This window comes from Pseudomonas sp. Tul2A7, from assembly GCF_054790505.1.
This window is the reverse complement of the sequence record NZ_CP186499.1, coordinates 2,452,591-2,476,856: the sequence shown is the minus strand read 5'-3', so window position 1 is coordinate 2,476,856 and position 24,266 is coordinate 2,452,591. Positions and strand designations below refer to the sequence as shown.

The window sequence follows — 24,266 nt, the reverse complement described above, 5'->3', positions numbered from 1 at the left end:
TTCAGTCGCTGTGAGTCGATTATGGATTCAGCAAAGCACCTTCAGGTCGGTGCGGGTCGATCATGGATTCAGCACAGCACCTTCAGGTCGGCGTACCTCTGCAGCATCCCCCAATCAGTCCCCTCTCCCTCTGGGAGAGGGCTAGGGTGAGGGGCTTTTGATCTTCAGAGGGCCTTGACCACCGCCGGCGGATGCATCTTCGACAACCCAAGATTCTTCAGCGCCAATTGCAGCGAGCTGTGGATAACCTGCGGGTTATCAATGGTCATCAGCTCCGCCAGCAATTCCTGAGCCTTGCTCAGATTGACCTGACGCAGCATCCACTTCACCTTCGGCAAGTTGGTGGCGTTCATCGACAAACTGTCGAAACCCATCGCCATCAACAGCACCGCCGCCGCCGGGTCGCCAGCCATCTCGCCGCAGATACTCACCGGTTTGCCTTCCGCATGGGCATCGCGCACCACGGTCTGCAAAGCTTGCAGCACCGCCGGATGCAGGTAATCGTAAAGATCGGCCACACGCGGGTTGTTACGGTCGACCGCCAGCAGGTATTGGGTCAAGTCGTTGGAGCCGACCGAAAGGAAGTCGACCATCCGCGCCAGTTCCTTGGTCTGATAAACCGCTGCCGGAATCTCGATCATCACGCCAATCGGCGGCATCGGCACGTCGGTGCCTTCGTCGCGCACTTCGCCCCAGGCCCGGTGGATCAGGTGCAAGGCTTCTTCGAGTTCGTGGGTGCCGGAGATCATCGGAAGCAGAATCCGCAGGTTGTTCAGGCCTTCGCTGGCCTTGAGCATCGCGCGGGTCTGCACCAGGAAGATTTCCGGGTGGTCGAGGGTGACGCGAATGCCGCGCCAGCCGAGGAACGGGTTGTCTTCCTTGATCGGGAAGTACGACAGCGACTTGTCACCGCCGATGTCGAGGCTGCGCATGGTCACCGGTTGCGGGTGGAACGCGGCGAGCTGCTCGCGGTAGATCGCCAGTTGTTCCTTCTCGCTCGGGAAGCGCTGGTTGATCATGAACGGCACTTCGGTGCGGTACAGGCCGACACCCTCGGCGCCACGCTTCTGCGCCCGCGCCACATCGGCAAGCAGTCCGGTGTTGACCCACAGCGGCATGCGGTGGCCGTCGAGGGTCACGCATGGCAGGTCGCGCAGGGTGTCGAGGCCCAGCGCCAGTTGTTTCTCTTCTTCGACGACCTCGGCGAACTGCTTGCGCAGCACTTCGCTCGGGTTGGTGTAGACCTCGCCGCGGGTGCCGTCGACGATCATTTCGATGCCGTCGACCTTGGCGTACGGCAGGTCGACCAGACCCATCACCGTCGGAATGCCCATGGCCCGGGCGAGGATCGCGACGTGCGAGTTACCCGAGCCGAGTACCGAGACCAGACCGACCAGCGTGCCTTCCGGCACCTCGCCGAGCATCGCCGGCGTCAGTTCTTCGCTGACCAGAATGGTTTTTTCCGGGTAGACCAGGTTCTGCTGACGCTCTTCCTGCAAATAGGCGAGCAGACGGCGGCCAAGGTCTTTGACGTCCGATGCACGCTCACGCAGGTAGGCGTCGTCCATCAGTTCGAACCGGTTGACGTGTTCCGTGACCACCTGACGCAACGCGCCCTGGGCCCACTGGCCGGTCTTGATCACCGTGGTGATTTCGCTGCCCAGCGAGGCATCGTCGAGCATCATCAGGTAGACGTCGAACAGTGCGCGCTCTTCCGGGCGCAACTGGGTCGCAAGCTTGGCGGACAACGTGCGCATGTCTGCGCGCACGCCTTCGATGGCGGTCTTGAACAGCGCCAGCTCGGCGTTGATGTCAGTGATGGTCTTGTCTGGCACTACGTCGAGATCGGCCGGCGGCAGCATGACCACCGCGGTACCGACCGCCGCACCCGGCGAACCCGGCACGCCGACGAACTTGGCTTCCTGAATACCTTTGCCCTGACGGCCCAGGCCGCGGATCGAACCGGTGGCCTCGGCGTGGGCGATAACCCCGGCGAGCTGCGCGCTCATGGTCACGAGGAAGGCCTCTTCACCTTCGTCGAACTGACGGCGTTCTTTTTGCTGGATGACCAACACGCCGACGACGCGGCGGTGGTGAATGATCGGTGCGCCGAGGAACGAGGCATAACGCTCTTCACCGGTTTCGGCGAAGTAGCGGTAGCGCGGGTGAACGGAAGCGTTTTCGAGGTTCAGGGGTTCTTCACGCGTGCCGACCAGACCGACCAGACCTTCGTTGGGTGCCATGCTGACCTTGCCGATCGAGCGCTTGTTCAAGCCCTCGGTGGCCATCAGGACGAAACGGTTGGTCTCGGGATCAAGCAGGTAGACCGAGCAGACCTGGCTGCCCATGGCCTCTTTGACGCGCAACACAATAATCCCCAACGCCGCCTTGAGATCCTTGGCGGAGTTAACTTCCTGGACGATCTTGCGCAGCGTATTGAGCATGGCTCGGGGTCGAACTCCGTCGTCAGTCGCGCGCTAAAAGGCGCGGGGCAAGCTCTTTGAGGGCGCGGCGATACACCTCGCGCTTGAATGTCACCACCTGGCCCAACGGATACCAATAGCTGACCCAGCGCCAGCCATCGAACTCCGGTTTACCGGTCAAATCCATCCGCACCCGCTGCTCGTTGGAGATCAGGCGCAGGAGAAACCATTTCTGTTTCTGGCCGATGCACAGCGGTTGGCTGTGCGTACGCACCAGTCGTTGCGGCAAACGATAGCGCAACCAGCCCCGAGTACAGGCCAGTATTTCAACATCTTCACGTTCCAGGCCAACTTCTTCGTTCAGCTCGCGGTACAAGGCGTCTTCCGGCGTCTCTTCAGGGTTGATTCCCCCTTGCGGAAACTGCCAGGCATCTTGATTGATACGGCGAGCCCATAGCACCTGGCCGGCGTCATTCGTCAGAATGATCCCGACATTGGGGCGGAAACCATCGGGGTCGATCACGGCAACAACCTCGCAAACGCATGTCGCCGCATTGTTCCACAAAGGTTGATAAGGCGGCAACGAAGCTTCCTACCTTATGTGCACTCTTGTGAAAAGACCGTATTCTTGTCGCCTTTTTACAGACTTATCAGCGGGTAACTGCAATGCGCCTGGCACTCTTCGATTTGGACAACACCCTTCTGGGCGGCGACAGCGATCACGCCTGGGGCGACTATCTGTGTGAACGCGGCTTCCTCGACCCGATTGCGTACAAAGCGCGCAACGACGAGTTCTATCAGGATTACCTGGCCGGCAAACTGGATAACGCCGCGTACCTGAACTTCTGCCTGGAGATCCTCGGCCGCACCGAAATGGCCGTGCTCGAGCAATGGCACAGCGATTACATGCGCGACTGCATTGAACCGATCGTATTGCCGCAGGCGCTGGAGCTGCTGAAAAAACACCGCGACGCGGGCGACAAACTGGTGATCATCACCGCGACCAACCGCTTCGTGACCGCGCCGATTGCTGTGCGTCTGGGCGTTGAAACCCTGATCGCTACCGAATGCGAGATGGTCGATGGCCGTTACAGCGGGCGCAGCACTGATATTCCGTGCTTCCGTGAAGGCAAGGTGACACGCCTGAACCGTTGGCTGGAAGAGACCGGGTATTCTTTGGATGACAGCTATTTCTATAGCGATTCGATGAATGATTTGCCGTTGCTGGAGCAGGTGGCGAATCCGGTGGCGGTGGATCCGGATCCGAATCTGCGTGCTGAAGCCGAAAAACGTGGCTGGCCGGTGATTTCGCTGCGCGGCTGATTACGCCTTCGCGAGCAGGCTCGCTCCCACATTGGATCTGTGTAGGTCAAAAATCCCCTGTGGGAGCGAGCCTGCTCGCGAATGGGGTCAACTCGGTCTCAAGCCTTAAACAGGCTTAGCCCCCATCAACCCGGCAATGGCGAGAAATCCGATGCCGCTGACAATCGCCAGCGCCAACGTGAATTTCCAGTTACCAACCCCGCTAGTCCACAGCTGATTAAGCCGCACCAACAACCACACTGCACTCAACGTCGCCACGGCATAGATCACACTGGACCCCAGAATCCACAACTGCCCCAGCGGCCAGCCGATCAGGTGTACCAACCACCAGCCGGTGAAAGGCATGCTGAGCATACCGATCAGCATCAAACACCAGATAAACAGCCAGGGACGCTGCATCGTGCTGGCCGGCCCTTCGCTGCGATTAAGCCAGGTCAGAGCGGCGAGCCCCAGCCCGCTCGCGAGTATGACCACGGTCGCTGCGACGTGAAGGACTTTCAGGGTGGTCAGGGTTTCCATGAATTTCTCTTCCTTGGGCCATGCCCATCAGCGTAGCTGTTCAGCCAAGAAACAGCTGATAGGCCGGGTTTTCGCTTTCATCCCAGTACGGGTAACCGATTTCCGCAAGCGCCGCCGGCACCAGATGACGCTCGTCGTGCGGCACTTGCAGGCCGGCGACCACGCGGCCATCGGCGGCGCCGTGGTTGCGGTAATGAAACATCGAAATGTTCCAACGCCCACCGAGCTTATTAAGGAAGTTGAACAGCGCCCCCGGACGCTCCGGGAACTCGAAACGGAACACCACTTCATCGACCACCTGCGCCGCGCGGCCGCCGACCATGTGCCGGATGTGCAGTTTGGCCAGTTCGTTGTCGGTCAGATCGGTGACCGGGAAACCTTGCTCGGTCAGGCTCGCCAGCAATGCGCTGCGCGGGTCGTTTTCCGGATGGGTCTGCACGCCAACGAAGATGTGCGCTTCGCTGCCGGTGTTATAGCGATAGTTGAATTCGGTGATCTGGCGCTTGCCGATCGCTTCGCAGAACGCCTTGAAGCTGCCGGCCTTCTCGGGGATGGTCACGGCGATGATCGCTTCACGGCCTTCGCCCAGTTCGGCGCGTTCAGCGACGTGGCGCAAGCGGTCGAAGTTGACGTTGGCGCCGGAATCGATCGCGACAAAAGTCTGGCCGCTGACGCCGCGCTGTTCGACGTATTTCTTGATCCCGGCCACGCCCAACGCGCCGGCAGGCTCGGTGATCGAGCGGGTATCGTCGTAGATATCTTTAATTGCTGCACAGATCTCGTCGGTGCTGACGGTGATCACTTCATCGACATAGTCTTTGCAGATGTCGAAGGTGTGCTGGCCGATCTGTGCCACAGCAACGCCGTCGGCGAAGATGCCCACGGTCGGCAGCACCACGCGCTCACCGGCGGCCATCGCCGCTTGCAGGCAGTTGGAATCGTCCGGCTCGACGCCGATGACTTTGATGTCCGGACGCAGGTATTTGACGTACGCGGCGATGCCGGCGATCAGACCACCACCGCCAACCGGAACGAAAATCGCGTCCAGCGGCTGCGGGTGCTGGCGCAGAATTTCCATGGCCACGGTGCCCTGCCCGGCAATGGTGTGCGGATCGTCGTACGGGTGGATGTAGACGTAGCCTTTTTCATCAACCAGTTTCAGCGAGTAGGCCAGGGCTTCCGGGAACGAATCCCCGTGCAGCACCACTTTGCCGCCGCGCGAACGCACGCCTTCGACTTTGATCTCGGGGGTGGTCTTGGGCATGACGATCGTGGCTTTGACGCCCAGCACTTTCGCCGCCAGGGCCAGACCTTGCGCATGGTTGCCCGCCGACGCGGTGACCACGCCACGGGCGCGCTCTTCATCGCTCAGTTGCGTCAGTTTGTTGTAGGCGCCGCGAATCTTGAACGAGAACACTGGCTGCAAGTCTTCGCGCTTGAGCCAAATGTCGTTGCCCAGCCGCTCGGAGAGCTGGCGAGCGTTCTGCAGCGGGGTTTCTACGGCAACGTCATAAACGCGCGAGGTGAGGATCTTTTTGACGTACTGTTCGAGCATCGGAAAGCATCACTGAGCGGTTGAGCGGGACCGAGGAGTCTAACCCGGCTTTTGCCCGCACGACCACACGAATCCAGAGGTTTTAGCCACGCTTGCGGCTATAATGCCGGCCTTTCCGTTCTCACCTTGCCCGCTTCCGGAGCCCGCATGACCCAGGATCAACTCAAACAGGCAGTGGCTCAGGCCGCCGTCGACTTCATCCTTCCGAAACTAGACGACAAGAGCATCGTCGGGGTCGGCACCGGCTCCACTGCCAACTGCTTCATCGACGCCCTGGCCCAGCACAAGGGCGCGTTCGATGGCGCCGTCGCCAGTTCCGAAGCCACCGCCGCGCGCCTGAAAGGCCACGGGATTCCGGTGTATGAACTGAACACCGTCAGCGACCTGGAGTTCTACGTCGACGGCGCCGATGAAAGCGACGCGCACCTGAACCTGATCAAGGGCGGCGGCGCCGCACTGACCCGCGAGAAGATCGTCGCGGCCGTGGCCAAGACCTTCATCTGCATCGCTGACGCCAGCAAACTGGTGCCGGTGCTGGGCGAATTCCCGCTGCCGGTCGAAGTGATCCCGATGGCGCGCAGCCACGTCGCCCGTCAGCTGGTGAAACTGGGCGGCGACCCGGTGTATCGCGAAGGCGTGCTGACCGACAACGGCAACATCATTCTCGATGTGTTCAACCTGCAGATCACCAACCCGGTGGAGCTGGAAGCGCAGATCAATGCGATTGTCGGCGTGGTCACCAACGGCTTGTTCGCGGCGCGTCCGGCGGACTTGCTGTTGCTGGGTACTAGCGAAGGCGTGAAAACCCTCAAGGGTGAGTAAGCCCAGACTGTCCACTCTTTATGGGCAGACGAATAAACCTGTGGGAGCGAGCCTGCTCGCGAAAGCGCCAGTTCAGCCAACATTTTCATTAGCTGACACGACGCCTTCGCGAGCAGGCTCGCTCCCACAGTGTTTTGTGGTGTGAGTTAAGGCTGTGCAGGTTTTTTGAAGACGTAAAACAGATTCGGCTCACTCACCAGATACAACGTCCCGTCATCATCCATCGCAATGCCCTCCGCCTGCGGTACGGTCTTCTTCAAACCCTGCCGACCGCCACTGATGGACATGGTGCTCAACGGCCGCCCGCCGACATCCAGCTCCAGAATCAGCCGCGACTCATCGGACAGCGCCAATAAATGCCCGCTGCGCTCGTCGTATTGCAGGCTCGACAGATCGCGCACAAACATCCCGGCGTCACGCTTGGGATCGTTGATTACATGCACCGCGTAGGACTTCTCCGGATTGAAGTGCGGAAAGCCGTGCACTTCGTAGATCAGCATCGGATTGCGCTCTTTCGCGACAAACAGGCGCTTGCCCACCGAGTCATACGCCAGGCCTTCGAAGCCTTTGTTGCTGGCCATATGCACACCGAGGGTCATCTGTTCGGCATCCGCTGCGTCGAGGAATGTGGTGTCTGCTTCCAGGTGAATCTTGATCAGCCGCTGCTGACGCTCGTCAGTGATCACGTAGGTGTCGGCGCTGATGTACTCGACCGCTTCGGGATCGCCAAAACCAATCAGGGCAATGCGCCGCAGGATCTTGCCTTCGAGCGACAGTTCGACCAGTTCGGAATTCTTGTTGGTCACGGTGAACAGGCTTTTGCGCACCGGATCGAAGGTCAGCGCCGAAACATCGTCGTCCAGCCCGTCAATCACCCGCGCTTCAATCTCGACGCGATACTGATCCAGCCCAATCGACTCGCTACTCTGCGGTTGCCACAGGGTGTGCAGGTTGAACCAGGCACGCTCGAACAGGCGCATGTATTGACCGATCGCAATCAACGCGATCAGGGCAATCACCGTCAGGAAGATAATCAGAGGCTTGGGGCGGGCAAGTCGACGCATGTGGATGAGCTCGGGATCAAAACAGGCGGATGAAATATCACGCCCGTCTGAACTGAAGCTTAATGGCCACTTGCCTCAAACCACAAGCCAACCCGTGTAGGAGCTGCCGCAGGCTGCGATCTGATCGTTCCCACGCTCTGCGTGGGAATGCAGCCGGGGACGCTCTGCGTCCCACAGTCAAAAGATCGTCCGAACGCGGCCCGAACCTTCGGCAGCTCCTACACAGAGGCACTACCTCTGTTTTTCGAAGCGGTAGAACAGGTTCGGCTCGCTGACCATGTACAGCGTACCCGCCTCGTCCATGGTCACGCCTTCGGCGCGGGGAATGGTGTTTTTCAGGCCATTGAAGCCGCCAAGCAGGGTCATGAAGCTGACCTGTTCGCCCTTCTCGTCCAGCTCCAGCAGCAGATGTGAGTCGGCGGACAGCACCAGTGTGTGCTGGGTGCGCGGGTCAATCGCCAAGGCCGAGAGGTTGCGAATATCCAGTTCATCACTGACGAGTTTCTGCTTGTCGCCCTTGAGGATCTGGCTGCCATCGCTTTTCCAGGTGAACAGCGCTGGTGGCCGCTCCTCGCCCAGCAACAGTTGCTGATTGCGAGCGTCCCACGTGATGGCTTCGAAGGCTTTATTCTGGTCTTTCGAAGGACCGAGATCGTATTTCGGGAAATCGGCGATGTTCAATTCACGAGTATCCGCGTCGACCCTGACGATCGACAGCAGGTGCTGGCGCTCGTCGACGATGGCCATCAAGCCGTTTTCCATCATCGTCAGGCCTTCCGGATTGCTCCAGCCCACCAGCGGCATCTTGCGCAGCACATCGCCCTGTAAAGTCAGTTCAGCGAGAAACGGGTTCTTGCCCATCACCGAGAACAGCGTTTTGGTCTGCGGGTTGTACGCCAGATCCGAAGCTTCGTCCTTCTCCATCCCCTTGAGCGGCTTGGCATCGATCACCACGCGATAGTCCGGTAGCCAGATGCTTTCCTTCTGCTCGGCCTGGCTTTCGAAGCGTTCCTGCAGCCAAAGCACTCCGCGATCATCCCAATGCATGGCAAACGCCACGGCATAAGCGGCGGCAAGGACCAGCAAAAGCCAGACATACCAGCGCAGGGCGAAACGTGAACGGCGAGTGGGTTTGAGCTGAGTTTGAGATGACATCGAGGGACGCGTTCCGAAAATTCAGGCTAAGGGTAATAGCACAAAGAGGCCGGCTCAGACGCCAGAATGAGAGGAATTATCCGTACAGGATGTGAAAAAAACGGCAAATGGCGGGATTGCCCTGCACCATTGTGGGAAAGATCACAAAACCCTGTAGGAGTGAGCCTGCTCGCGCCATCGCGAGCAGGCTCACTCCTACAAGGGGACCGCGTTAAATCAGCGCACGCTGCTGGTGAAGCTGCTCGCACCGACCAGTTCGAGGACGATGTCATCGCCCACGTTCAGCGGGCCGACGCCGACTGGCGTACCGGTAAGGATCACATCACCGGCCTGCAGCGAGAAGCAACCGGCCATGTGCTGGATCATCGGCACGATCGGGTTGAGCATCGCGCTGCTGTTGCCGTCCTGACGCACTTCGCCGTTGATGGTCAGGCGGATACCGATGTCGGTCAGGTCAGCAAATGTGCTGCCGACCACGAACGGAGCAAGCACCGCCGCGCCGTCGAACGATTTGGCGATTTCCCACGGCAGGCCCTTGGCTTTCAGCTCGGCTTGCTTGTCGCGCAGGGTCAGATCGAGTGCCGGGGCGAAACCGGAGATCGCGTCGAGCACTTCTTCACGGCTTGGCTTGGTCGACAACGGCTTGCCGATCAACACAGCGATTTCCGCTTCGTAGTGCACCGAACCGCGCTCGGTCGGAATGGCGAAACCGCCTTCCAGCTCGACCACGCAACTGCCCGGCTTGATGAACAGCAACGGCTCGGTTGGCACCGGGTTGTCCAGTTCCTTGGCGTGTTCGGCGTAATTACGGCCAATGCACACGACTTTCCCGATCGGGAAGTGGATGCGCGTGCCGTCGACGTACTGGTGCTGATAGCTCATTTACCGACTCCTGCCTTCATTGATTCATCAAAGATTGCCGATCAAACCGCGAAGATCTTGCCCGGGTTCATGATGCCGTTCGGGTCGAACACCGCTTTCACCGCTTTCATGTACTCGATCTCAACCGGCGAGCGGCTGTAGGTCAAGTAATCGCGCTTGGTCATGCCGACGCCGTGTTCGGCGGAGATCGAACCGTTGTACTTCTCGACGGTTTCGAACACCCACTTGTTGACGGTCGCGCACTTGGCGAAGAACTCGTCCTTGCTCAGGTTATCCGGCTTGAGAATGTTCAAATGCAGGTTGCCGTCGCCAATGTGGCCGAACCAGACGATTTCAAAGTCCGGATAGTGTTCACCGACGATCGCATCGATTTCCTTCAAAAACGCCGGTACTTTCGAGACCGTGACCGAGATGTCGTTCTTGTACGGCGTCCAGTGCGAGATGGTTTCGGAGATGTACTCGCGCAGTTTCCACAGGTTCTGCAGTTGGGTTTCGCTCTGGCTCATCACACCGTCAAGCACCCAGCCCTGTTCGACGCAATGCTCGAAGGTTTCCAGTGCGCTGTTGGCCACTTCTTCTGTGGTCGCTTCGAATTCCAGCAATGCGTAGAACGGGCAATCAGTTTCGAACGGCGCCGGTACGTCGCCACGGCCCATGACTTTGGCCAGGGCTTTGTCGGAGAAGAATTCGAACGCGGTCAGGTCGAGCTTGCCCTGGAAGGCGTGCAGCACCGGCATGATCGAGTCGAAATCGGCGGTGCCGAGAACCATCGCGGTGAGATTCTTCGGCGCGCGATCGAGGCGCATGGTCGCTTCGACGACGAAACCGAGGGTGCCTTCAGCGCCGATGAACAGCTGACGCAGGTCGTAACCGGTGGCGTTCTTGATCAGGTCTTTGTTCAGTTCCAGCACATCGCCCTTGCCGGTGACGACTTTCATACCGGCCACCCAGTTACGAGTCATGCCGTAGCGAATAACCTTGATCCCGCCGGCATTGGTGCCGATGTTGCCGCCAATCTGACTGGAACCTGCAGAGGCGAAGTCGACCGGGTAATACAGGCCTTTTTCTTCGGCGACGTTCTGCAAATGCTCAGTGACCACGCCCGGCTGACAAACGGCGGTACGGTCGGTGAGGTTCACGTCGAGAATCTGATTCATGTAGTCGAACGACACGACCACTTCGCCGTTGGCCGCAACCGCAGCCGCAGAAAGCCCGGTACGCCCGCCCGATGGCACCAGCGCCACCTTGTGCGTGTTGGCCCAACGGACCACCGCCTGCACCTGTTCGATGGTCTTGGGAAACACGATAGCGCTTGGCGCCGGGGCGAAGTGCTTGGTCCAATCCTTGCCATACGCATTCAGGGAGTCGGCGTCGGTCAGGACCTTGCCAGGCTCGACCAGGGTCTTCAGTTCTTCAATCAGGGCAGGATTGGTCATCGACAGAACTCTCGAACAATTCATGGTCATCCTGAGAACGCTTCACGTCGCAGGAATGAGTGTTTAGCGGGGAGGCTATGCTAGCATATCGACCCCGCAGGACAGTGCCCAAGGCCAGATCCGCGGAGACGACTTTCTTGTCGTCCGGGTCAGCGTCTGTTGACCATTTCCTGCCATTTTTCTCCGGGATACAGGTTTACGCAGATGAGCAAGACTTCTCTCGATAAGAGCAAGATCAAGTTCCTTCTTCTCGAAGGCGTCCACCAATCGGCTGTCGACGTCCTCAAGGCGGCGGGCTACACCAGCATCGAATACCTGACAGGTTCCTTGCCGGAAGCCCAGCTCAAGGAAAAGATCGCTGACGCTCACTTCATCGGCATTCGTTCGCGCACCCAACTGACCGAAGAGATCTTCGATCACGCGAAGAAGCTGGTTGCGGTCGGCTGTTTCTGCATCGGCACCAACCAGGTTGACCTGAGTGCTGCCCGTGAGCGCGGTATTGCCGTGTTCAACGCGCCGTACTCCAACACCCGCTCCGTTGCCGAGCTGGTGCTGGCCGAAGCGATCCTGCTGCTGCGCGGCATCCCGGAGAAAAACGCTTCCTGCCACCGTGGCGGCTGGATCAAGTCCGCAGCCAACTCCTTCGAGATCCGTGGCAAGAAACTCGGCATCGTCGGCTACGGCTCGATCGGCACTCAGCTGTCGGTTCTGGCTGAAGGTCTGGGCATGCAGGTGTACTTCTACGACACCGTGACCAAGCTGCCACTGGGCAACGCGACTCAGATCGGTAGCCTGACCGAGCTGCTGGGCATGTCCGACATCGTCACCCTGCACGTTCCGGAAACCGCTGCGACCCAGTGGATGATCGGCGAGAAGGAAATCCGCGCCATCAAGAAGGGCGGCATCCTGATCAACGCGGCGCGCGGTACCGTGGTCGAGCTGGACGCCCTGGCGGACGCGATCAAGGACAAGCACCTGATCGGCGCGGCCATCGACGTATTCCCGGTGGAGCCACGCTCCAACGACGAAGAGTTCGAAAGCCCGCTACGTGGCCTCGACAACGTGATCCTGACCCCGCACATCGGTGGTTCGACCGCCGAAGCGCAAGCCAACATCGGTCTGGAAGTGGCAGAAAAACTGGTCAAGTACAGCGACAACGGTACGTCCGTTTCGTCGGTCAACTTCCCGGAAGTAGCCCTGCCGGCTCACCCTGGCAAGCACCGTCTGCTGCACATCCACGAGAACATCCCGGGTGTGATGAGCGAGATCAACAAGGTCTTCGCCGAAAACGGCATCAACATCTCCGGTCAGTTCCTGCAGACCAACGAGAAGGTTGGCTACGTGGTGATCGACGTCGACGCCGAGTACTCGGACTTGGCGCAAGAGAAGCTGCAGCACATCAACGGCACTATCCGTAGCCGTGTGTTGTTCTGATCGAACGCTGAGCGACAAAAAAGGGAGCCTTCGGGCTCCCTTTTTCATGCACGTCGAAACGTTAATCGACGTTGACGGTGATCTTCTTCGACACGATGGGTGGATCGAACGGCATGTGGCCGCTGTCTCCCAGTTCCAGTTGCAAAGTGTGCTTGCCAGGGGCCAGTTTGATGGTCGCTTCGGTCTGCGCCTTGCCGAAATGCATGTGGTTGGCATCGTTGGGAATCGGCGCACCGGCCGCTGGCAGCTTGTCGACGTCGATCAGCAAGTGATGGTGGCCGGTGTTCTTGGTGACATCACCGGCCGGAGCCAGCGCAACGTCCTTGGTGCCAAACTTGACCTTGAACTCTTGGGAAACCTTTGCCCCGTCTGCGGGAGAAACGATGAACACTTCAGCACCTTTGGGGGCCGGTGTCGCCGCACTGGCCAGCACCGAAACGCCCATCAGCACACCCGCGAACGCTGCACGTGACATAAAGCTTTTCATTTTCTTCTCCAGTTTTTCCGTAAAATCCGCACGGTCATGACAACTTCATGACCATTCGTTGTCGAAGGCACTCGACAACCATAGCAAAGCGAGCCTGAATCAGAGCGTCGCGATAATGATTTCAAAGGAGTGACCATGCGTTTTCTGCCTGGCCTGATCTGCCTGCTACCCCTTTTGAGCCCTTTGGCTCACGCCGAACTGATTGATGACGTCAACGACCGTGGCGAGCTGCGCATAGCCCTTGAGGCTAATACACCGCCCTTCAATTTCAAGGAAGGCGACACACTCACGGGGTTCGAGGTCGAGCTTGGGCAACTGCTGGCCAACGAGCTGGATGTGCGCGCCGACTTCATCGTCACGGATGAGGCCGACCTGCTCCAGGGCGTTGAAAGCGGCAAGTACGACGTTGCGCTCAACCACATAGCACTGACATCCGAACTCAAGGATCGTTTCGACTTCAGCGAGCCTTACGGCAAGGTCGATTCGCAGTTGTTGGCGAAGAAGGATGAGCAGCCACGGCCGATGGTGTTGGTGCAGGCGTTGACGGAAGAGAAGCCGAAAGCGGCGGAGCCGGTGGATTTGGCGATTCCGTTCCAGAAGGGTAATCCGGCGTTTCAGGCCAGCCTTGCGAGTGCGATGCAGAGGATCAAGGACGACGGGCGCCTGGCAGCGCTGACCGAGAAGTGGTTGAAGCCTTAAAAGCCCCTCACCCTAGCCCTCTCCCCGAGGGAGAGGGGACTGATTGGGGGATGCTGAAGGAATACGCCGACCTGAAATGGGTATACCGAATCCGAAATCGACTGAAAATGGCTTTGTCGAATCCATAGTCGATCGTTCATGGCTTTGTCGACGTAATCGATCAGTCATGGCTGTCTCGAATCCATAGTCGATAAGGTGTTTCAGGTCGGTGGACAACGCCAGACACCTCGGTCGGCCCCCTCTCCCTTCCGGGAGAGGGCTGGGGTGAGGGCAACGATTGCGGATCAGTCCAAAGCAGCCAGGGCCAGCGCGGCCTGCGGCAGTTCAAGTTCGCTGAAGACCTGCACACCATGACGCTTGAGCAACGCGGCCGTCACCCCTTCGCCACTCACCTTCACGCCACTGAACGTCCCGTCATACGTCAGCAGATTCCCGCAAGAAGGACTGTTGGCCTTCAACACCGCCACGCGAATCCCGTGCTTCTGCACCAGCTCCAGCGCCTGCCGCGCGCCATCGAGAAACTGCGCACTGACATCCTCGCCCTCGGTGGTGATCACCGCCGCGACACCATCGAGCACTTCACCACCCTGCCCGCCCGGAATCTCCGCCGCCGCCCGCGGCGTCGGCAATCCTCCCGCGACCTCCGGACACAACGGCACCACCCGCCCTTCGGCAATCCACTGTTCAAGCAAATCAAACGGCCCGCTCGCACCGCCGTCATAACGCACGCGATGACCCAACAGGCAGCGACTGACCAGAATCCTGTCCATCTCAGAACGGCTCGTTGCCACGGCGGCGGAACCAACCGGTCAGCGACAAGCGCTCGCGGTTTGCCGGCAGCACTTCATGAGGCACCTCACCAGAGAGAAACACCACCAGACACCCGCCGGTAGGCTGCACGTCGTGCACGCGCTCATCGTTCAGGTACATGCGCAACTGACCGCCATCCTCCGGCAGCCACGCGTCATTGAGGTAGACCACCACCGAGACCATGCGCTTGTCGTCGTCGCGAAAACGGTCGACGTGCTTGCGATAAAACGCACCCGGTGGATACAGCGCGAAGTGGCATTCGAAATCCTCAAGACCAAGAAACAGGCCACGGTTGAGCGCCTCGCGCAGGCTCTCCATCAGGTTCAGATAGCGGTCGCTGGCCTCGGCCTGACCGGGATCGATCCACTGAATATGGTCGCCACGAATCCCCTCGCGGATCTCCGAAAACGGCCCACGCCCCACCGCCGCCGGCGCCAGTTCACCCTCGGCCTCACGTTTACGGCACTCGGCCGCCAGCTCGCGGGTCAAACCGGCGGGCAGGAATATGTTCTGCTGCGACCAGCCGTGTTCGGCCAGGTCGTCGACAATGCGTAACAGCAGTGGGTGTTCAGAGGATATTTGCATGGCGCGCATAGTATGTCGGCGGCAAGAAATCCGACAGAGCCACGCGGCGGCTTGCTACGAATTCTCGACAAGTACCGGCACCGCACGGAGAATAGTCCGCTGCTGACAGGAGTCCCTATGCGCCGTTTGCTTTTTTCACTGTTGATGTTCTGCGTTTTGCCCGCCTGGGCGGACGGCCACGATCAGTTGTACAAGGTCGCCGGCTGGCCAGATCAACGTGCGCATTTCAACGATGCCCTGACAGCCGCACAGCAGCGCTACCAGAACAGCCTGCCGCCCGCCGTATTTCAGGCGCTGGTGAACAACAGCAATCAGCGCTTCGCCCCGCAGGCTGTGGATCAACGCGCCGAAGCGCAACTGCGGCAGAAGCTCGCCGACCCGAAACCGGCGCTGACTTTCTTTCAATCGCCACTGGGCAAGAAAATCGTCGCCGCCGAATTGCTCGCAACCCGTCGCGATCAATTGGCGAAAAACGCCAAGGGCCTGCCGAAGATGCAGGTCAGCGACAGTCGTCTGCTGATCATCGGTCACCTCGCTCAGGCGCTGCCAGCGCGTGAAGCCGGCGCCGAAGTGAGTCTGGCGATTGCTGGTGTGGCGGCGGACAGTTTGAGTTCGATGATTCCGGGGCTGCTCGGTGGTGGTCAGGCGCAGGGCATGTTGAATGGTCAGCGCCAGCGCTTGATGGATCAGATTGGCGCGGACATGAACAACACGTTGCTTTACGTCTATCGCGATCTGTCGGATGAAGAGCTCGAAGAGTTTGCGACGTTTGCTGAATCGGCTGAGGGCAAGGCGTATTACCAAGCGGCGTTGGCGGCGATTCGGGCGGGGTTGGCGGTTGGGCAATGATCTTTAGCGCCTGACCGGCCGTCTTCGCGAGCAGGCTCGCTCCCACAATGGATCTTCAGCGAACACAAAATTTGTGAGTCCCCCGAAATCCCTGTGGGAGCGAGACTGCTCGCGAAGAGGCCCTCCCAGACGCTACAGATTCCGGCCTCTGATCCGCTTGCTCAGAAACTCGAAATACTCCTCACGCATCTCCACCGTCTCATTCGCCAGATGATGCCGTGCCTCGGCCAGCAGCAAGATCTGCGGTCGATCAAACTTCCATTTCAATACCTGCAAATTGTGCTGCCAGTCGACGGTCATGTCCGCCTGCCCCTGAATGATCAGTGGCCGCCGCGGACTTTTCTTCGCGTGCTCGACGCGAATGATCCAACGCGACAACGCCCCCACCCATTTCGTCGGCAAGCGCCGAGGCTGCAACGGATCTGCCTGCAGAAACGGCAGGAAATCCGGATCATTGGAGTTCTCGCTGAAGCGTCGAGCGACACCCCGAACGAAAGGCCTGAGCAGGTAATAACTCAACTGCGACCAGCCCCATGCCCGCGGCCGCACCAGTGGCGCCATCAGAATCACCTGGCCCTGCGCCGGGCTGTTTTCCGCGTGATTGAGCAAATGATCAACCACAATCGCCCCGCCGGTGCTCTGCCCGCACAGATGCCACGGCTGCGGCAACGCGATCGACTGCGCCTCGGCGAACAAGGCCTGCAGGACGTCCTGGTATTCAGAAAAATCGCGAATGCTCGCACGCGGCCCGCTCGACAGGCCATGGCCCGGCAAGTCGCAGGCGATCACCGCGAAGTCCTGATCCAGCGCCCACTCGATCACATGCCGATACAGCCCGGTGTGATCGTAATAACCATGCAGTAGAAACAGCGTCGCCTTGACCTTCTCCGGCCACCAGCAATGGCTGACCACTTCATAGCCATCGACTTCGAAACGGCCCATGCCACGCCAGACATCGCGATGGGGAAAATCGGTTTTATAAAACTGCTGGTACGCCTTGGCCTCGTCCGACAACGGCTGCCACTCGGCCAAAGGCTTGAGGCTGGCGCGGATTTGATCGGGATCGAAAGTGGCAGACATAAGGCAATTCCAAAGCGGTAAACAGACTTTATCGGCCTGCGATATTCATCTGTCGCGGCAAGCATGGCAAGCTAGCCCGCCTCTGAGGAACCAAATCCATGCGTTCGCCCTACCGCACCGCACTGTTTGCCAGCCTGCTCGCGCTGATTTGCGCCGGGGTGCTGTGGGCGGCGTATGACTGGTTTCAGGGGCGTTATCTGCGTGCGTTCAGCGAACACACGGCAGTGTTTTCCGGTGATCCGCTGCGCCTGCCGGACAACCTCGCCGGCCCCGGCAAGATCCGTCTGGTGCATTTCTGGGACCCGGCCTGTCCGTGCAATGTCGGCAATCAACAGCACCTGACCGAGATGGTCGAGCAGTTCGGCGCCAAGGGCGTTGAGTTCTTCGCCGTGCAAAAGACTGGCAGCCACGGCCAGTTGCCCGCGACCCTCAGCAGCCTGAAAACCATCACGATATTGCCCGGTTCCGAACAGGTGCACGCCAGTCCGGCCGTGGCGATCTGGGATCGCAGCGGCAAACTGGCGTACTTCGGCCCTTATAGCGAAGGCCTGACCTGCAACTCCAGCAACAGCTTTATCGAACCGATTTTGAATGCCCTGACAGAAGATCGCCCGGTCAACGCGACACACACGCTGGCAGTCGGCTGTTACTGCCCGTGGCCGGTGGAGGCGCAGTAAGGCATTCCGGACTTTTCAAGGACAGCGCTGCACGGCACAGAAGGTCTGTGCTAATTGTTTGCAGCCCGACGGGCGGCAATCCCGCCTGCACAAGGAGTCACCATGAAGCGCGTGTTCACCGTACTTGGCTTGCTCATCGTTGTTCTGCTCGCCGGCGTCGGCTGGTATGTCTACAGCAAACAACCGACGCGCCAGGGCCAGGTCGAACTGCGCAACCTGCAGGGCTCGGTGACCGTACGCTATGACGAGCGCGGTGTACCGCACATTCGCGCCGAGAACGAAACCGACCTCTACCGCGCCCTCGGCTACGTGCATGCCCAGGATCGCCTGTTCCAGATGGAAGCCATGCGTCGCCTTGCCCGTGGTGAACTGGCGGAAGTACTCGGGCCGAAGTTGCTCGACACCGACAAACTGTTCCGCAGCCTACGCATCCGTGAGCGCGCCGCCAGTTACGTCGCCAACCTCGATAAACAGTCGCCGGCGTGGAAAGGCCTGCAAGCCTATCTGGATGGCATCAACCAATATCAGGACAGCCACGCCGCGCCGATCGAGTTCGACGTGCTGGGCATCCCCAAGCGGCCGTTCACGGCGGAAGACAGCATCAGCGTCGCTGGTTACATGGCCTACAGCTTTGCCGCCGCATTTCGCACTGAGCCGCTGCTGACCTATGTGCGCGATCAGCTTGGCGCCGATTACCTCAAGGTCTTCGACCTCGACTGGCAGCCCAAGGGTGTCCTCGCCAAGGATCACGGCAAATCGACTCCGACCCTCGCTGCCGGCGACTGGAAAGACCTCAACGCCCTCGCCCGCCTCAGCGAACAGGCACTGATCGATAATGGCCTGCCGCAGTTCGAAGGCAGCAACGCCTGGGTGATTGCCGGCAGCCGCAGCCAGAGCGGCAAACCGCTGCTGGCCGGTGACCCGCATATTCGCTTCTCGGTGCCGTCGGTGTGGTACGAAGCGCAATTGTCGGCGCCGGGCTTCGAGTTGTACGGCCATCATCAGGCGCTGGTGCCGTTTGCTTTTCTGGGGCACAACCTCGATTTCGGCTGGAGCCTGACCATGTTCCAGAACGACGATCTCGATCTGATCGCCGAGAAGGCCAACCCGGATAACCCGAATCAGGTCTGGTATCGCGGCCAGTGGACCGACATGGTCGTCACACAGCAGCAGATCAACGTGAAGGGGCAGTCGCCGGTGACCCTCACCCTGCGCCAATCGCCCCACGGCCCGATCGTCAATGATGCCCTCGGCACCGCTGCCGGCAAAACGCCGATTGCGATGTGGTGGGCCTTCCTCGAAACACCGAATCCGATCCTCGAAGGCTTCTACCAGCTCAACCGTGCCGACACCCTGGCCAAGGCCCGCGCCGCAGCGGCCAAGGTTCAGGCGCCGGGGCTGAATCTGGTTTACGCCAACGCCAAGGGCGATATCGCCTGGTGGGCTTCGGCGTTGCTGCCCAAGCGCCCGTCCGGGGTGCGGCCGGAATTCATTCTCGACGGTAGCAGCAGTCAGGCCGACAAGGACGGTTTCTACCCGTTCAGCGCCAACCCGCAGGAGGAGAACCCGGCGCGCGGCTACATCGTCTCGGCCAACTTCCAACCCGTCTCGCCGACCGGCATGGAGATTCCCGGTTACTACAACCTCGCCGATCGCGGCCAGCAACTCAATCGCCAGCTCAGCGACAAGAGCGTGAAGTGGACCAACGAGGCCAATCAGAAACTGCAATTAGGCACCGCCACCGGTTACGGCCCGCGCTTGCTGGCGCCATTGCTGCCGGTGCTGCGTGAGGTGGTCAGCGATCCGGCGCAACTGAAACTGGTCGAGCAACTGGCGCAGTGGCCGGGCGATTATCCGCTGGATTCGGTCAGTGCAACGGTGTTCAACCAGTTCCTCTACGACCTCGCCGATGCGGCAATGCGGGATGAGTTGGGCAATGACTTTTTCGAGACACTGCTGTCCACGCGGGTGATCGATGCGGCGCTGCCGAAGCTGGCGGCGAATGCCGATTCACCGTGGTGGGACAACCGCAGCACGCCGAACAAGGAAACCCGCGCCGATGTCGTGCGCGCGGCGTGGCAGGCGAGCATGCAGCACTTGAAGCTGACCCTCGGCGACAACACTGCCGAATGGAAATGGGGCGCGGCACATACGCTGACTCACGGCCATCCGCTGGGACAGCAGAAGCCGCTGGATCGGATTTTCAATGTCGGGCCGTTTGCGGCGCCGGGCAGTCATGAAGTACCGAACAATCTGTCGGCGAAGATCGGCCCGGCGCCATGGCCGGTGACTTACGGGCCGTCGACGCGTCGGCTGGTGGATTTTGCTGATCCGGCGCATGGGTTGACGATCAACCCGGTTGGGCAGAGTGGTGTGCCGTTCGACAGTCACTATGACGATCAGGCTGAGGCGTATGTCGACGGGATGTATGTGCAGGCGCATTTCAATGCCGAAGAAGTGACGGCGAATACGCGCAGTACGTTGAAGCTGTTGCCGGCGCGGGCGGCGCCTTAAAAGCCCCTCACCCTAGCCCTCTCCCAGAGGGAGAGGGGACTGACCGAGGTGTCTTTTGTCATACATCGACCTGAAAGAGCGGTGTCGATTATGGATTCACAACCGCTCACTCAGGTCGGCGTATCTACCCAATATCCCCGAATCGGCCCCCTCTCCCTCTGGGAGAGGGCTGGGGTGAGGGTCAAAGCATCACCGCAAAATTCAGCCGAAACTGCTGCGGCGTCACACCCAGCCGCCGGTTAAACACCCCACGCATATGCTGCGCATCACGAAACCCGCACTGATACGCCACAGTCTTCAACGGCGCTGCCGTGCTCTCCAGCATCACCCGCGCCGCATCCACCCGCGCCCGCTCGACAAACTCCGCCGGCGTGACTTTGGCTTCCCGGGCGAACACCCGCGAGAAATTGCGCGCACTCATGTTCGCCGCATTGGCCAGATCGGCAATCGTCAGATCGCCGGTGAGATTGGCCAGCACATACAACTGCACCATCGCCACCGCCGAGGTCGGCTCTGCATGCGGCGTCAGGAACGGACTGAACTGCGACTGGCCACCAGAGCGCTGGGTGAACACCACCAGCCGCTTGGCCACGCTCAGCGCCACTTCAGCACCGTGATCACGCGCCAGCAGGTACAGCGACAGATCGATCCCCGCCGTCACCCCCGCCGAGGTATAGAGCGTGCCGTCCTCGACATACAAGCGATCTGCTTCGACCTGCGTTGTCGGGCACAACTGCGCCAACGCCACGGCGTCGTTCCAGTGCGTGGTGACGGTGCGCCCCTCCAGCAACCCCGCGCGAGCGAGCATGAACGCGCCATTGCAGATTGAACCGAAGCGCTGCGCCCGTGAACACGCCCCGCGCAGCCAATCATCAAACGCCGCGCCAAAATCCATGAACGGCAGTTGCGGCCCTCCAGCGACCAGCAACAGGTCGTAGGCCTCAACGGCTTCGCTGAAATGCCAATGGGCATTCAGGTTCAAACCGTTGGAACAGGCCATCGGGCCGCGTTCTACGCCGATCACTTCGAGCCGATAGTGATCCTCGGGCGCCAGGAAGCGGTTGGCCTCGGCAAACACATCCATCGGGCCGCTGACGTCCAGCGACTGCACGCCTGCGAACACCACAATGGCGACGGCTTTATTCATGGCTGTGGATTCCCTTTCAAGAGCAAAAGATCGCAGCCTTCGGCAGCTCCTACAGGTGTCCCCGCTTTCCCATGTAGGAGCTGCCGAAGGCTGCGATCTTTTAGCTTGGCACGATTTGCAGGTGGATTGGCAAGGATCGCAGCCATGGAGCGATTGTTCGCTTTCAGCCTCGGGAACAGACTTTCCCCATCAGCGCCACGACGGCGCTTTCAGAAAGGAAAGCACCATGAGCACCACCATCGCCGGCATCAAAATCCCCGACAGCGCCCTCGCCCGGGCCACCACCGAATACATCCGCGACATCGAATCCGATCTGCTCTACCACCACTCGCGCCGGGTATTTCTGTTCGGTGCATTGAGCGGCGAGCGCCAGCAACTGGCCTACGATCCGGAGTTGTTGTACGTCGGCGCAATGTTCCATGACCTCGGTCTGGTCGAAGGTCATCGCAGTGATGATGAGCGTTTCGAAGTGGATGGTGCCAACGCGGCAGCGGCGTTTCTCAAACCGTACGGGCTGAGCGATGACGATATCGAACAGGTGTGGCTGTCGATTGCCCTGCACACCACGCCGGGCGTGCCCAAGCATCTGCGTCCAACCGTGGCGCTGGTGACCGCTGGTGTGGAGATGGATGTGCTGGGTATGGATTACGCAGCCTTCAGCACCGTGCAGCGTGAGGCGGTGGTGCATGCGCACCCGCGTGGGGAAGGTTTCAAGGAGTGCATCATCTGCGCGTTTGCCGATGGCTTGCGCCATCGTCCGCAGACCACGTTTGGCAATGTGAAGACCGATGTGCTGAAGGATCAGGAGCCGGGGTTCAAGCCGATGAACTTTGTTGAAGTCATCCGCAACTCTCCCTGGACTGCATAAAACCCATGTAGGAGTGAGCCTGCTCGCGATGGCGTCCTGTCAGTTGGAAACTTCCTGACTGACACTCCACTATCGCGAGCAGGCTCACTCCTACAGTTTGAATTGGGTTGGCCTCGAGAATGAGGCCAACCCATTAGTGCTTACGCCGCTTCCGGGCTTGGCGCCCGACGTACGTCCGGCTGTTTCCACGAATCGGCTGCGCTTTCTTCGATGGCTTGCTGGATGGCTTTCTTGCGCGCTTCCTCGGCACGGCGGCTGAAGAACCAGACCATGAAGGTCACGATCGATACCGCGAGCAGAATCAGGCTTGCCACGGCGTTGATCTCAGGCTTCACACCCAGACGCACCGCCGAGAACACTTCCATCGGCAGGGTCGTCGAACCCGGCCCCGAGACGAAGCTCGCCAGTACCAGGTCATCCAGCGACAGCGCGAACGACATCATGCCGCCCGCCGCCAGCGATGGTGCGATCATCGGGATGGTGATCAGGAAGAACACCTTCCACGGCCGCGCACCGAGGTCCATCGCCGCTTCTTCGATCGACAGGTCCAGCTCACGCAGACGCGCCGACACCACCACCGCCACATACGCCGCACAGAACGTGGTGTGGGCGATCCAGATGGTGACGATGCCACGCTCCTGCGGCCAGCCGATCATCTGCGCCATGGCCACGAACAGCAGCAACAGCGACAGACCGGTGATCACTTCCGGCATCACCAGCGGCGCGGTGACCAGACCGCCGAACAGCGTACGGCCCTTGAAGCGGGTGATGCGCGTCAGTACGAACGCTGCCAGTGTGCCCAGCGCCACCGCGGCAACCGCGGTGTAGCAGGCGATTTCCAGCGAGCGTAGCACCGAGCCCATCAGCTGGCTGTTGTCGAGCAGGCCGACGTACCACTTGATCGACCAGCCGCCCCACACCGTCACCAGTTTCGAGGCGTTGAACGAATAGATCACCAGGATCAGCATCGGCAGGTAGATGAACAACAGACCGATGACCAGCATCAGGCTGGAGAAACGGAAGCGCTTCATTCTTTACCCTCCATTTCCTTGGCCTGACTGCGGTTGAACAGAATGATCGGCACAATCAGGATCGCCAGCATCACCACCGCCAGCGCGGACGCCACCGGCCAGTCACGGTTGTTGAAGAACTCTTGCCAGAGCACTTTACCGATCATCAGGGTTTCCGGACCGCCGAGCAGCTCCGGGATCACGAACTCACCGACCACCGGAATGAATACCAGCATGCAGCCGGCAATAATCCCGTTCTTGGACAGCGGAATGGTGATTTTCCAGAAGCTGTTGAAGGTGCTCGAACCGAGGTCGGACGCGGCTTCCAGCAAGCTGTTGTCGTGCTTCACCAGGTTGGCGTACAGCGGCAGGATCATGAACGGCAGGTACGAATAAACGACACCGATGTACACCGCCAGGTTGGTGTTGAGGATCTGCAAAGGCTCGTCGATGAAGCCCATGCTCATCAGGAAACCGTTGAGCAAACCGTTGTTGCTGAGGATGCCCATCCACGCGTAAACGCGGATCAGGATCGCCGTCCAGGTCGGCATCATGATCAGCAGCACCAGCACCGTTTGCAGCTCTTTACGGGCGGTGGCAATGGCGTAGGCCATCGGGTAGCCGATCACCAGACAGAGGATGGTGCTGATCAGCGCCATCTTCAGCGAGCCGAGGTAAGCGGCGATGTACAACTCGTCGCCCGCCAGCATCGCGTAGTTGCCCAGATTCAGCAGCAGTTGCAGCTTCTGCTCGGCGTAGGTGTAGATCTCGGTGTACGGCGGGATGGCCACGTCGGCTTCGGCGAAGCTGATCTTCAGAACGATGAAGAACGGCAACATGAAGAACAGGAACAGCCAGATGAACGGGACCCCGATGACCAGTTGGCGGCCATTGGGGATTATTCGGTTGATGCGGCGTTTGAATTTG

General features: G+C 60.0%; 23 protein-coding genes. 8 read left to right on the top strand and 15 right to left on the bottom strand.

The annotated features are described in order from the left end of the window. Positions 1-164: 164 nt before the first annotated feature. Positions 165-2,444: a phosphoenolpyruvate--protein phosphotransferase gene (gene ptsP, locus ACOYXJ_RS11090; RefSeq protein WP_095121580.1), complete on the bottom strand. Its 2,280-nt coding sequence runs from the start codon at positions 2,442-2,444 to the stop codon at positions 165-167. 22 nt (positions 2,445-2,466) lie between these two features. Beyond that, positions 2,467-2,946, bottom strand: a complete 480-nt coding sequence (locus ACOYXJ_RS11085; protein WP_003229203.1) for an RNA pyrophosphohydrolase — start codon at positions 2,944-2,946, stop codon at positions 2,467-2,469. Between the two features lie 143 nt (positions 2,947-3,089). On the opposite strand from ACOYXJ_RS11085, the gene ACOYXJ_RS11080 reads away from it, so the two are divergent. Further along, on the top strand, positions 3,090-3,746 hold the full coding sequence (locus tag ACOYXJ_RS11080; RefSeq protein ID WP_150793184.1) for a histidinol-phosphatase: 657 nt from the start codon (positions 3,090-3,092) through the stop codon (positions 3,744-3,746). Positions 3,747-3,851: 105 nt separating this feature from the next. Here the strand turns inward: ACOYXJ_RS11080 and ACOYXJ_RS11075 are convergent, their stop codons facing one another. Continuing rightward, entirely contained in the window at positions 3,852-4,265 is a 414-nt protein-coding gene (locus tag ACOYXJ_RS11075) for a DUF2269 family protein (protein ID WP_460369437.1), read from the bottom strand. Positions 4,266-4,305: 40 nt separating this feature from the next. Continuing rightward, a complete protein-coding gene (gene ilvA, locus ACOYXJ_RS11070; protein WP_095121585.1) occupies positions 4,306-5,820 on the bottom strand; it encodes a threonine ammonia-lyase, biosynthetic in 1,515 nt (504 codons plus the stop codon). Between the two features lie 147 nt (positions 5,821-5,967). Between ilvA and rpiA the strand changes: the two genes are divergently transcribed. Beyond that, the gene (gene rpiA / locus ACOYXJ_RS11065) at positions 5,968-6,642 is read left to right on the top strand and encodes a ribose-5-phosphate isomerase RpiA (protein WP_460369435.1); all 675 of its coding nucleotides are present in this window, start codon (positions 5,968-5,970) and stop codon (positions 6,640-6,642) included. Positions 6,643-6,788: 146 nt separating this feature from the next. Here rpiA and ACOYXJ_RS11060 read toward each other — a convergent pair whose 3' ends face one another. The 4 genes from ACOYXJ_RS11060 to ACOYXJ_RS11045 all read right to left on the bottom strand — a co-directional run bounded on the left by ACOYXJ_RS11060 (position 6,789) and on the right by ACOYXJ_RS11045 (position 11,179). After that, on the bottom strand, positions 6,789-7,706 hold the full coding sequence (locus tag ACOYXJ_RS11060) for an SdiA-regulated domain-containing protein (protein WP_460369433.1): 918 nt from the start codon (positions 7,704-7,706) through the stop codon (positions 6,789-6,791). Between the two features lie 231 nt (positions 7,707-7,937). Continuing rightward, positions 7,938-8,861, bottom strand: a complete 924-nt coding sequence (locus ACOYXJ_RS11055; protein WP_460369431.1) for an SdiA-regulated domain-containing protein — start codon at positions 8,859-8,861, stop codon at positions 7,938-7,940. Between the two features lie 216 nt (positions 8,862-9,077). After that, positions 9,078-9,743, bottom strand: a complete 666-nt coding sequence (locus tag ACOYXJ_RS11050; protein ID WP_007913879.1) for a fumarylacetoacetate hydrolase family protein — start codon at positions 9,741-9,743, stop codon at positions 9,078-9,080. 41 nt (positions 9,744-9,784) lie between these two features. Further along, entirely contained in the window at positions 9,785-11,179 is a 1,395-nt protein-coding gene (locus ACOYXJ_RS11045) for an FAD-binding oxidoreductase (protein WP_095121590.1), read from the bottom strand. Positions 11,180-11,383: 204 nt separating this feature from the next. On the opposite strand from ACOYXJ_RS11045, the gene serA reads away from it, so the two are divergent. After that, positions 11,384-12,613: a phosphoglycerate dehydrogenase gene (gene serA / locus ACOYXJ_RS11040; protein WP_008085296.1), complete on the top strand. Its 1,230-nt coding sequence runs from the start codon at positions 11,384-11,386 to the stop codon at positions 12,611-12,613. 61 nt (positions 12,614-12,674) lie between these two features. Here serA and ACOYXJ_RS11035 read toward each other — a convergent pair whose 3' ends face one another. Continuing rightward, entirely contained in the window at positions 12,675-13,100 is a 426-nt protein-coding gene (locus tag ACOYXJ_RS11035; RefSeq protein ID WP_460369428.1) for a DUF4399 domain-containing protein, read from the bottom strand. A 135-nt stretch (positions 13,101-13,235) separates the two neighbouring features. On the opposite strand from ACOYXJ_RS11035, the gene ACOYXJ_RS11030 reads away from it, so the two are divergent. After that, a complete protein-coding gene (locus ACOYXJ_RS11030) occupies positions 13,236-13,799 on the top strand; it encodes a transporter substrate-binding domain-containing protein (RefSeq protein WP_460369426.1) in 564 nt (187 codons plus the stop codon). A 284-nt stretch (positions 13,800-14,083) separates the two neighbouring features. Here ACOYXJ_RS11030 and ACOYXJ_RS11025 read toward each other — a convergent pair whose 3' ends face one another. Together ACOYXJ_RS11025 and ACOYXJ_RS11020 are read right to left on the bottom strand one after the other, a co-directional pair. Then, entirely contained in the window at positions 14,084-14,569 is a 486-nt protein-coding gene (locus ACOYXJ_RS11025; protein ID WP_460369424.1) for a 2-thiouracil desulfurase family protein, read from the bottom strand. 1 nt (position 14,570) lies between these two features. Beyond that, the gene (locus ACOYXJ_RS11020; protein WP_077574950.1) at positions 14,571-15,203 is read right to left on the bottom strand and encodes a 2OG-Fe(II) oxygenase; all 633 of its coding nucleotides are present in this window, start codon (positions 15,201-15,203) and stop codon (positions 14,571-14,573) included. A 108-nt stretch (positions 15,204-15,311) separates the two neighbouring features. Here ACOYXJ_RS11020 and ACOYXJ_RS11015 point away from each other — a divergent pair, with 108 nt between their 5' ends. Next, complete coding sequence (locus tag ACOYXJ_RS11015; RefSeq protein ID WP_123593566.1) at positions 15,312-16,043, top strand: DUF2059 domain-containing protein; 732 nt, start codon at positions 15,312-15,314, stop codon at positions 16,041-16,043. Between the two features lie 132 nt (positions 16,044-16,175). Here ACOYXJ_RS11015 and bipL read toward each other — a convergent pair whose 3' ends face one another. Then, entirely contained in the window at positions 16,176-17,123 is a 948-nt protein-coding gene (gene bipL, locus ACOYXJ_RS11010; RefSeq protein ID WP_150793176.1) for a phospholipase BipL, read from the bottom strand. Between the two features lie 98 nt (positions 17,124-17,221). On the opposite strand from bipL, the gene ACOYXJ_RS11005 reads away from it, so the two are divergent. Together ACOYXJ_RS11005 and ACOYXJ_RS11000 are read left to right on the top strand one after the other, a co-directional pair. Then, positions 17,222-17,800, top strand: a complete 579-nt coding sequence (locus tag ACOYXJ_RS11005) for a DUF6436 domain-containing protein (protein WP_460369421.1) — start codon at positions 17,222-17,224, stop codon at positions 17,798-17,800. A 102-nt stretch (positions 17,801-17,902) separates the two neighbouring features. After that, positions 17,903-20,314, top strand: coding sequence for a penicillin acylase family protein (locus ACOYXJ_RS11000; protein ID WP_460369419.1), 2,412 nt, complete (start codon positions 17,903-17,905; stop codon positions 20,312-20,314). Positions 20,315-20,495: 181 nt separating this feature from the next. On the opposite strand, the gene ACOYXJ_RS10995 is transcribed toward ACOYXJ_RS11000, so the two are convergent. After that, positions 20,496-21,461, bottom strand: a complete 966-nt coding sequence (locus tag ACOYXJ_RS10995) for a GlxA family transcriptional regulator (protein WP_460369417.1) — start codon at positions 21,459-21,461, stop codon at positions 20,496-20,498. 226 nt (positions 21,462-21,687) lie between these two features. Between ACOYXJ_RS10995 and ACOYXJ_RS10990 the strand changes: the two genes are divergently transcribed. Next, the gene (locus tag ACOYXJ_RS10990; protein WP_150793173.1) at positions 21,688-22,329 is read left to right on the top strand and encodes an HD domain-containing protein; all 642 of its coding nucleotides are present in this window, start codon (positions 21,688-21,690) and stop codon (positions 22,327-22,329) included. 140 nt (positions 22,330-22,469) lie between these two features. Here the strand turns inward: ACOYXJ_RS10990 and ACOYXJ_RS10985 are convergent, their stop codons facing one another. Together ACOYXJ_RS10985 and ACOYXJ_RS10980 are read right to left on the bottom strand one after the other, a co-directional pair. Further along, entirely contained in the window at positions 22,470-23,360 is an 891-nt protein-coding gene (locus ACOYXJ_RS10985; protein WP_460369415.1) for an ABC transporter permease subunit, read from the bottom strand. Then, entirely contained in the window at positions 23,357-24,238 is an 882-nt protein-coding gene (locus tag ACOYXJ_RS10980) for an ABC transporter permease subunit (protein WP_176091783.1), read from the bottom strand. The genes ACOYXJ_RS10985 and ACOYXJ_RS10980 overlap by 4 nt, the downstream gene beginning before the upstream one ends. Positions 24,239-24,266: the final 28 nt, after the last annotated feature.

Coding starts and splice junctions, on each gene's coding strand:
- ACOYXJ_RS11045 (WP_095121590.1), bottom strand. CDS start 11,179: ATGACCAATCCTGCCCTGATTGAAGAACTGAAGACCCTGGTCGAGCCT.
- ACOYXJ_RS11035 (WP_460369428.1), bottom strand. CDS start 13,100: ATGAAAAGCTTTATGTCACGTGCAGCGTTCGCGGGTGTGCTGATGGGC.
- ACOYXJ_RS10990 (WP_150793173.1), top strand. CDS start 21,688: ATGAGCACCACCATCGCCGGCATCAAAATCCCCGACAGCGCCCTCGCC.
- ACOYXJ_RS11000 (WP_460369419.1), top strand. CDS start 17,903: ATGAAGCGCGTGTTCACCGTACTTGGCTTGCTCATCGTTGTTCTGCTC.
- ilvA (WP_095121585.1), bottom strand. CDS start 5,820: ATGCTCGAACAGTACGTCAAAAAGATCCTCACCTCGCGCGTTTATGAC.
- ACOYXJ_RS11020 (WP_077574950.1), bottom strand. CDS start 15,203: ATGCGCGCCATGCAAATATCCTCTGAACACCCACTGCTGTTACGCATT.
- ACOYXJ_RS11050 (WP_007913879.1), bottom strand. CDS start 9,743: ATGAGCTATCAGCACCAGTACGTCGACGGCACGCGCATCCACTTCCCG.
- rpiA (WP_460369435.1), top strand. CDS start 5,968: ATGACCCAGGATCAACTCAAACAGGCAGTGGCTCAGGCCGCCGTCGAC.
- ACOYXJ_RS11080 (WP_150793184.1), top strand. CDS start 3,090: ATGCGCCTGGCACTCTTCGATTTGGACAACACCCTTCTGGGCGGCGAC.
- ACOYXJ_RS10995 (WP_460369417.1), bottom strand. CDS start 21,461: ATGAATAAAGCCGTCGCCATTGTGGTGTTCGCAGGCGTGCAGTCGCTG.
- ACOYXJ_RS11075 (WP_460369437.1), bottom strand. CDS start 4,265: ATGGAAACCCTGACCACCCTGAAAGTCCTTCACGTCGCAGCGACCGTG.
- ACOYXJ_RS10985 (WP_460369415.1), bottom strand. CDS start 23,360: ATGAAGCGCTTCCGTTTCTCCAGCCTGATGCTGGTCATCGGTCTGTTG.
- ACOYXJ_RS11060 (WP_460369433.1), bottom strand. CDS start 7,706: ATGCGTCGACTTGCCCGCCCCAAGCCTCTGATTATCTTCCTGACGGTG.
- serA (WP_008085296.1), top strand. CDS start 11,384: ATGAGCAAGACTTCTCTCGATAAGAGCAAGATCAAGTTCCTTCTTCTC.
- ACOYXJ_RS11005 (WP_460369421.1), top strand. CDS start 17,222: ATGCGTTCGCCCTACCGCACCGCACTGTTTGCCAGCCTGCTCGCGCTG.
- bipL (WP_150793176.1), bottom strand. CDS start 17,123: ATGTCTGCCACTTTCGATCCCGATCAAATCCGCGCCAGCCTCAAGCCT.
- ACOYXJ_RS11055 (WP_460369431.1), bottom strand. CDS start 8,861: ATGTCATCTCAAACTCAGCTCAAACCCACTCGCCGTTCACGTTTCGCC.
- ACOYXJ_RS11030 (WP_460369426.1), top strand. CDS start 13,236: ATGCGTTTTCTGCCTGGCCTGATCTGCCTGCTACCCCTTTTGAGCCCT.
- ACOYXJ_RS11025 (WP_460369424.1), bottom strand. CDS start 14,569: ATGGACAGGATTCTGGTCAGTCGCTGCCTGTTGGGTCATCGCGTGCGT.
- ACOYXJ_RS11015 (WP_123593566.1), top strand. CDS start 15,312: ATGCGCCGTTTGCTTTTTTCACTGTTGATGTTCTGCGTTTTGCCCGCC.
- ptsP (WP_095121580.1), bottom strand. CDS start 2,444: ATGCTCAATACGCTGCGCAAGATCGTCCAGGAAGTTAACTCCGCCAAG.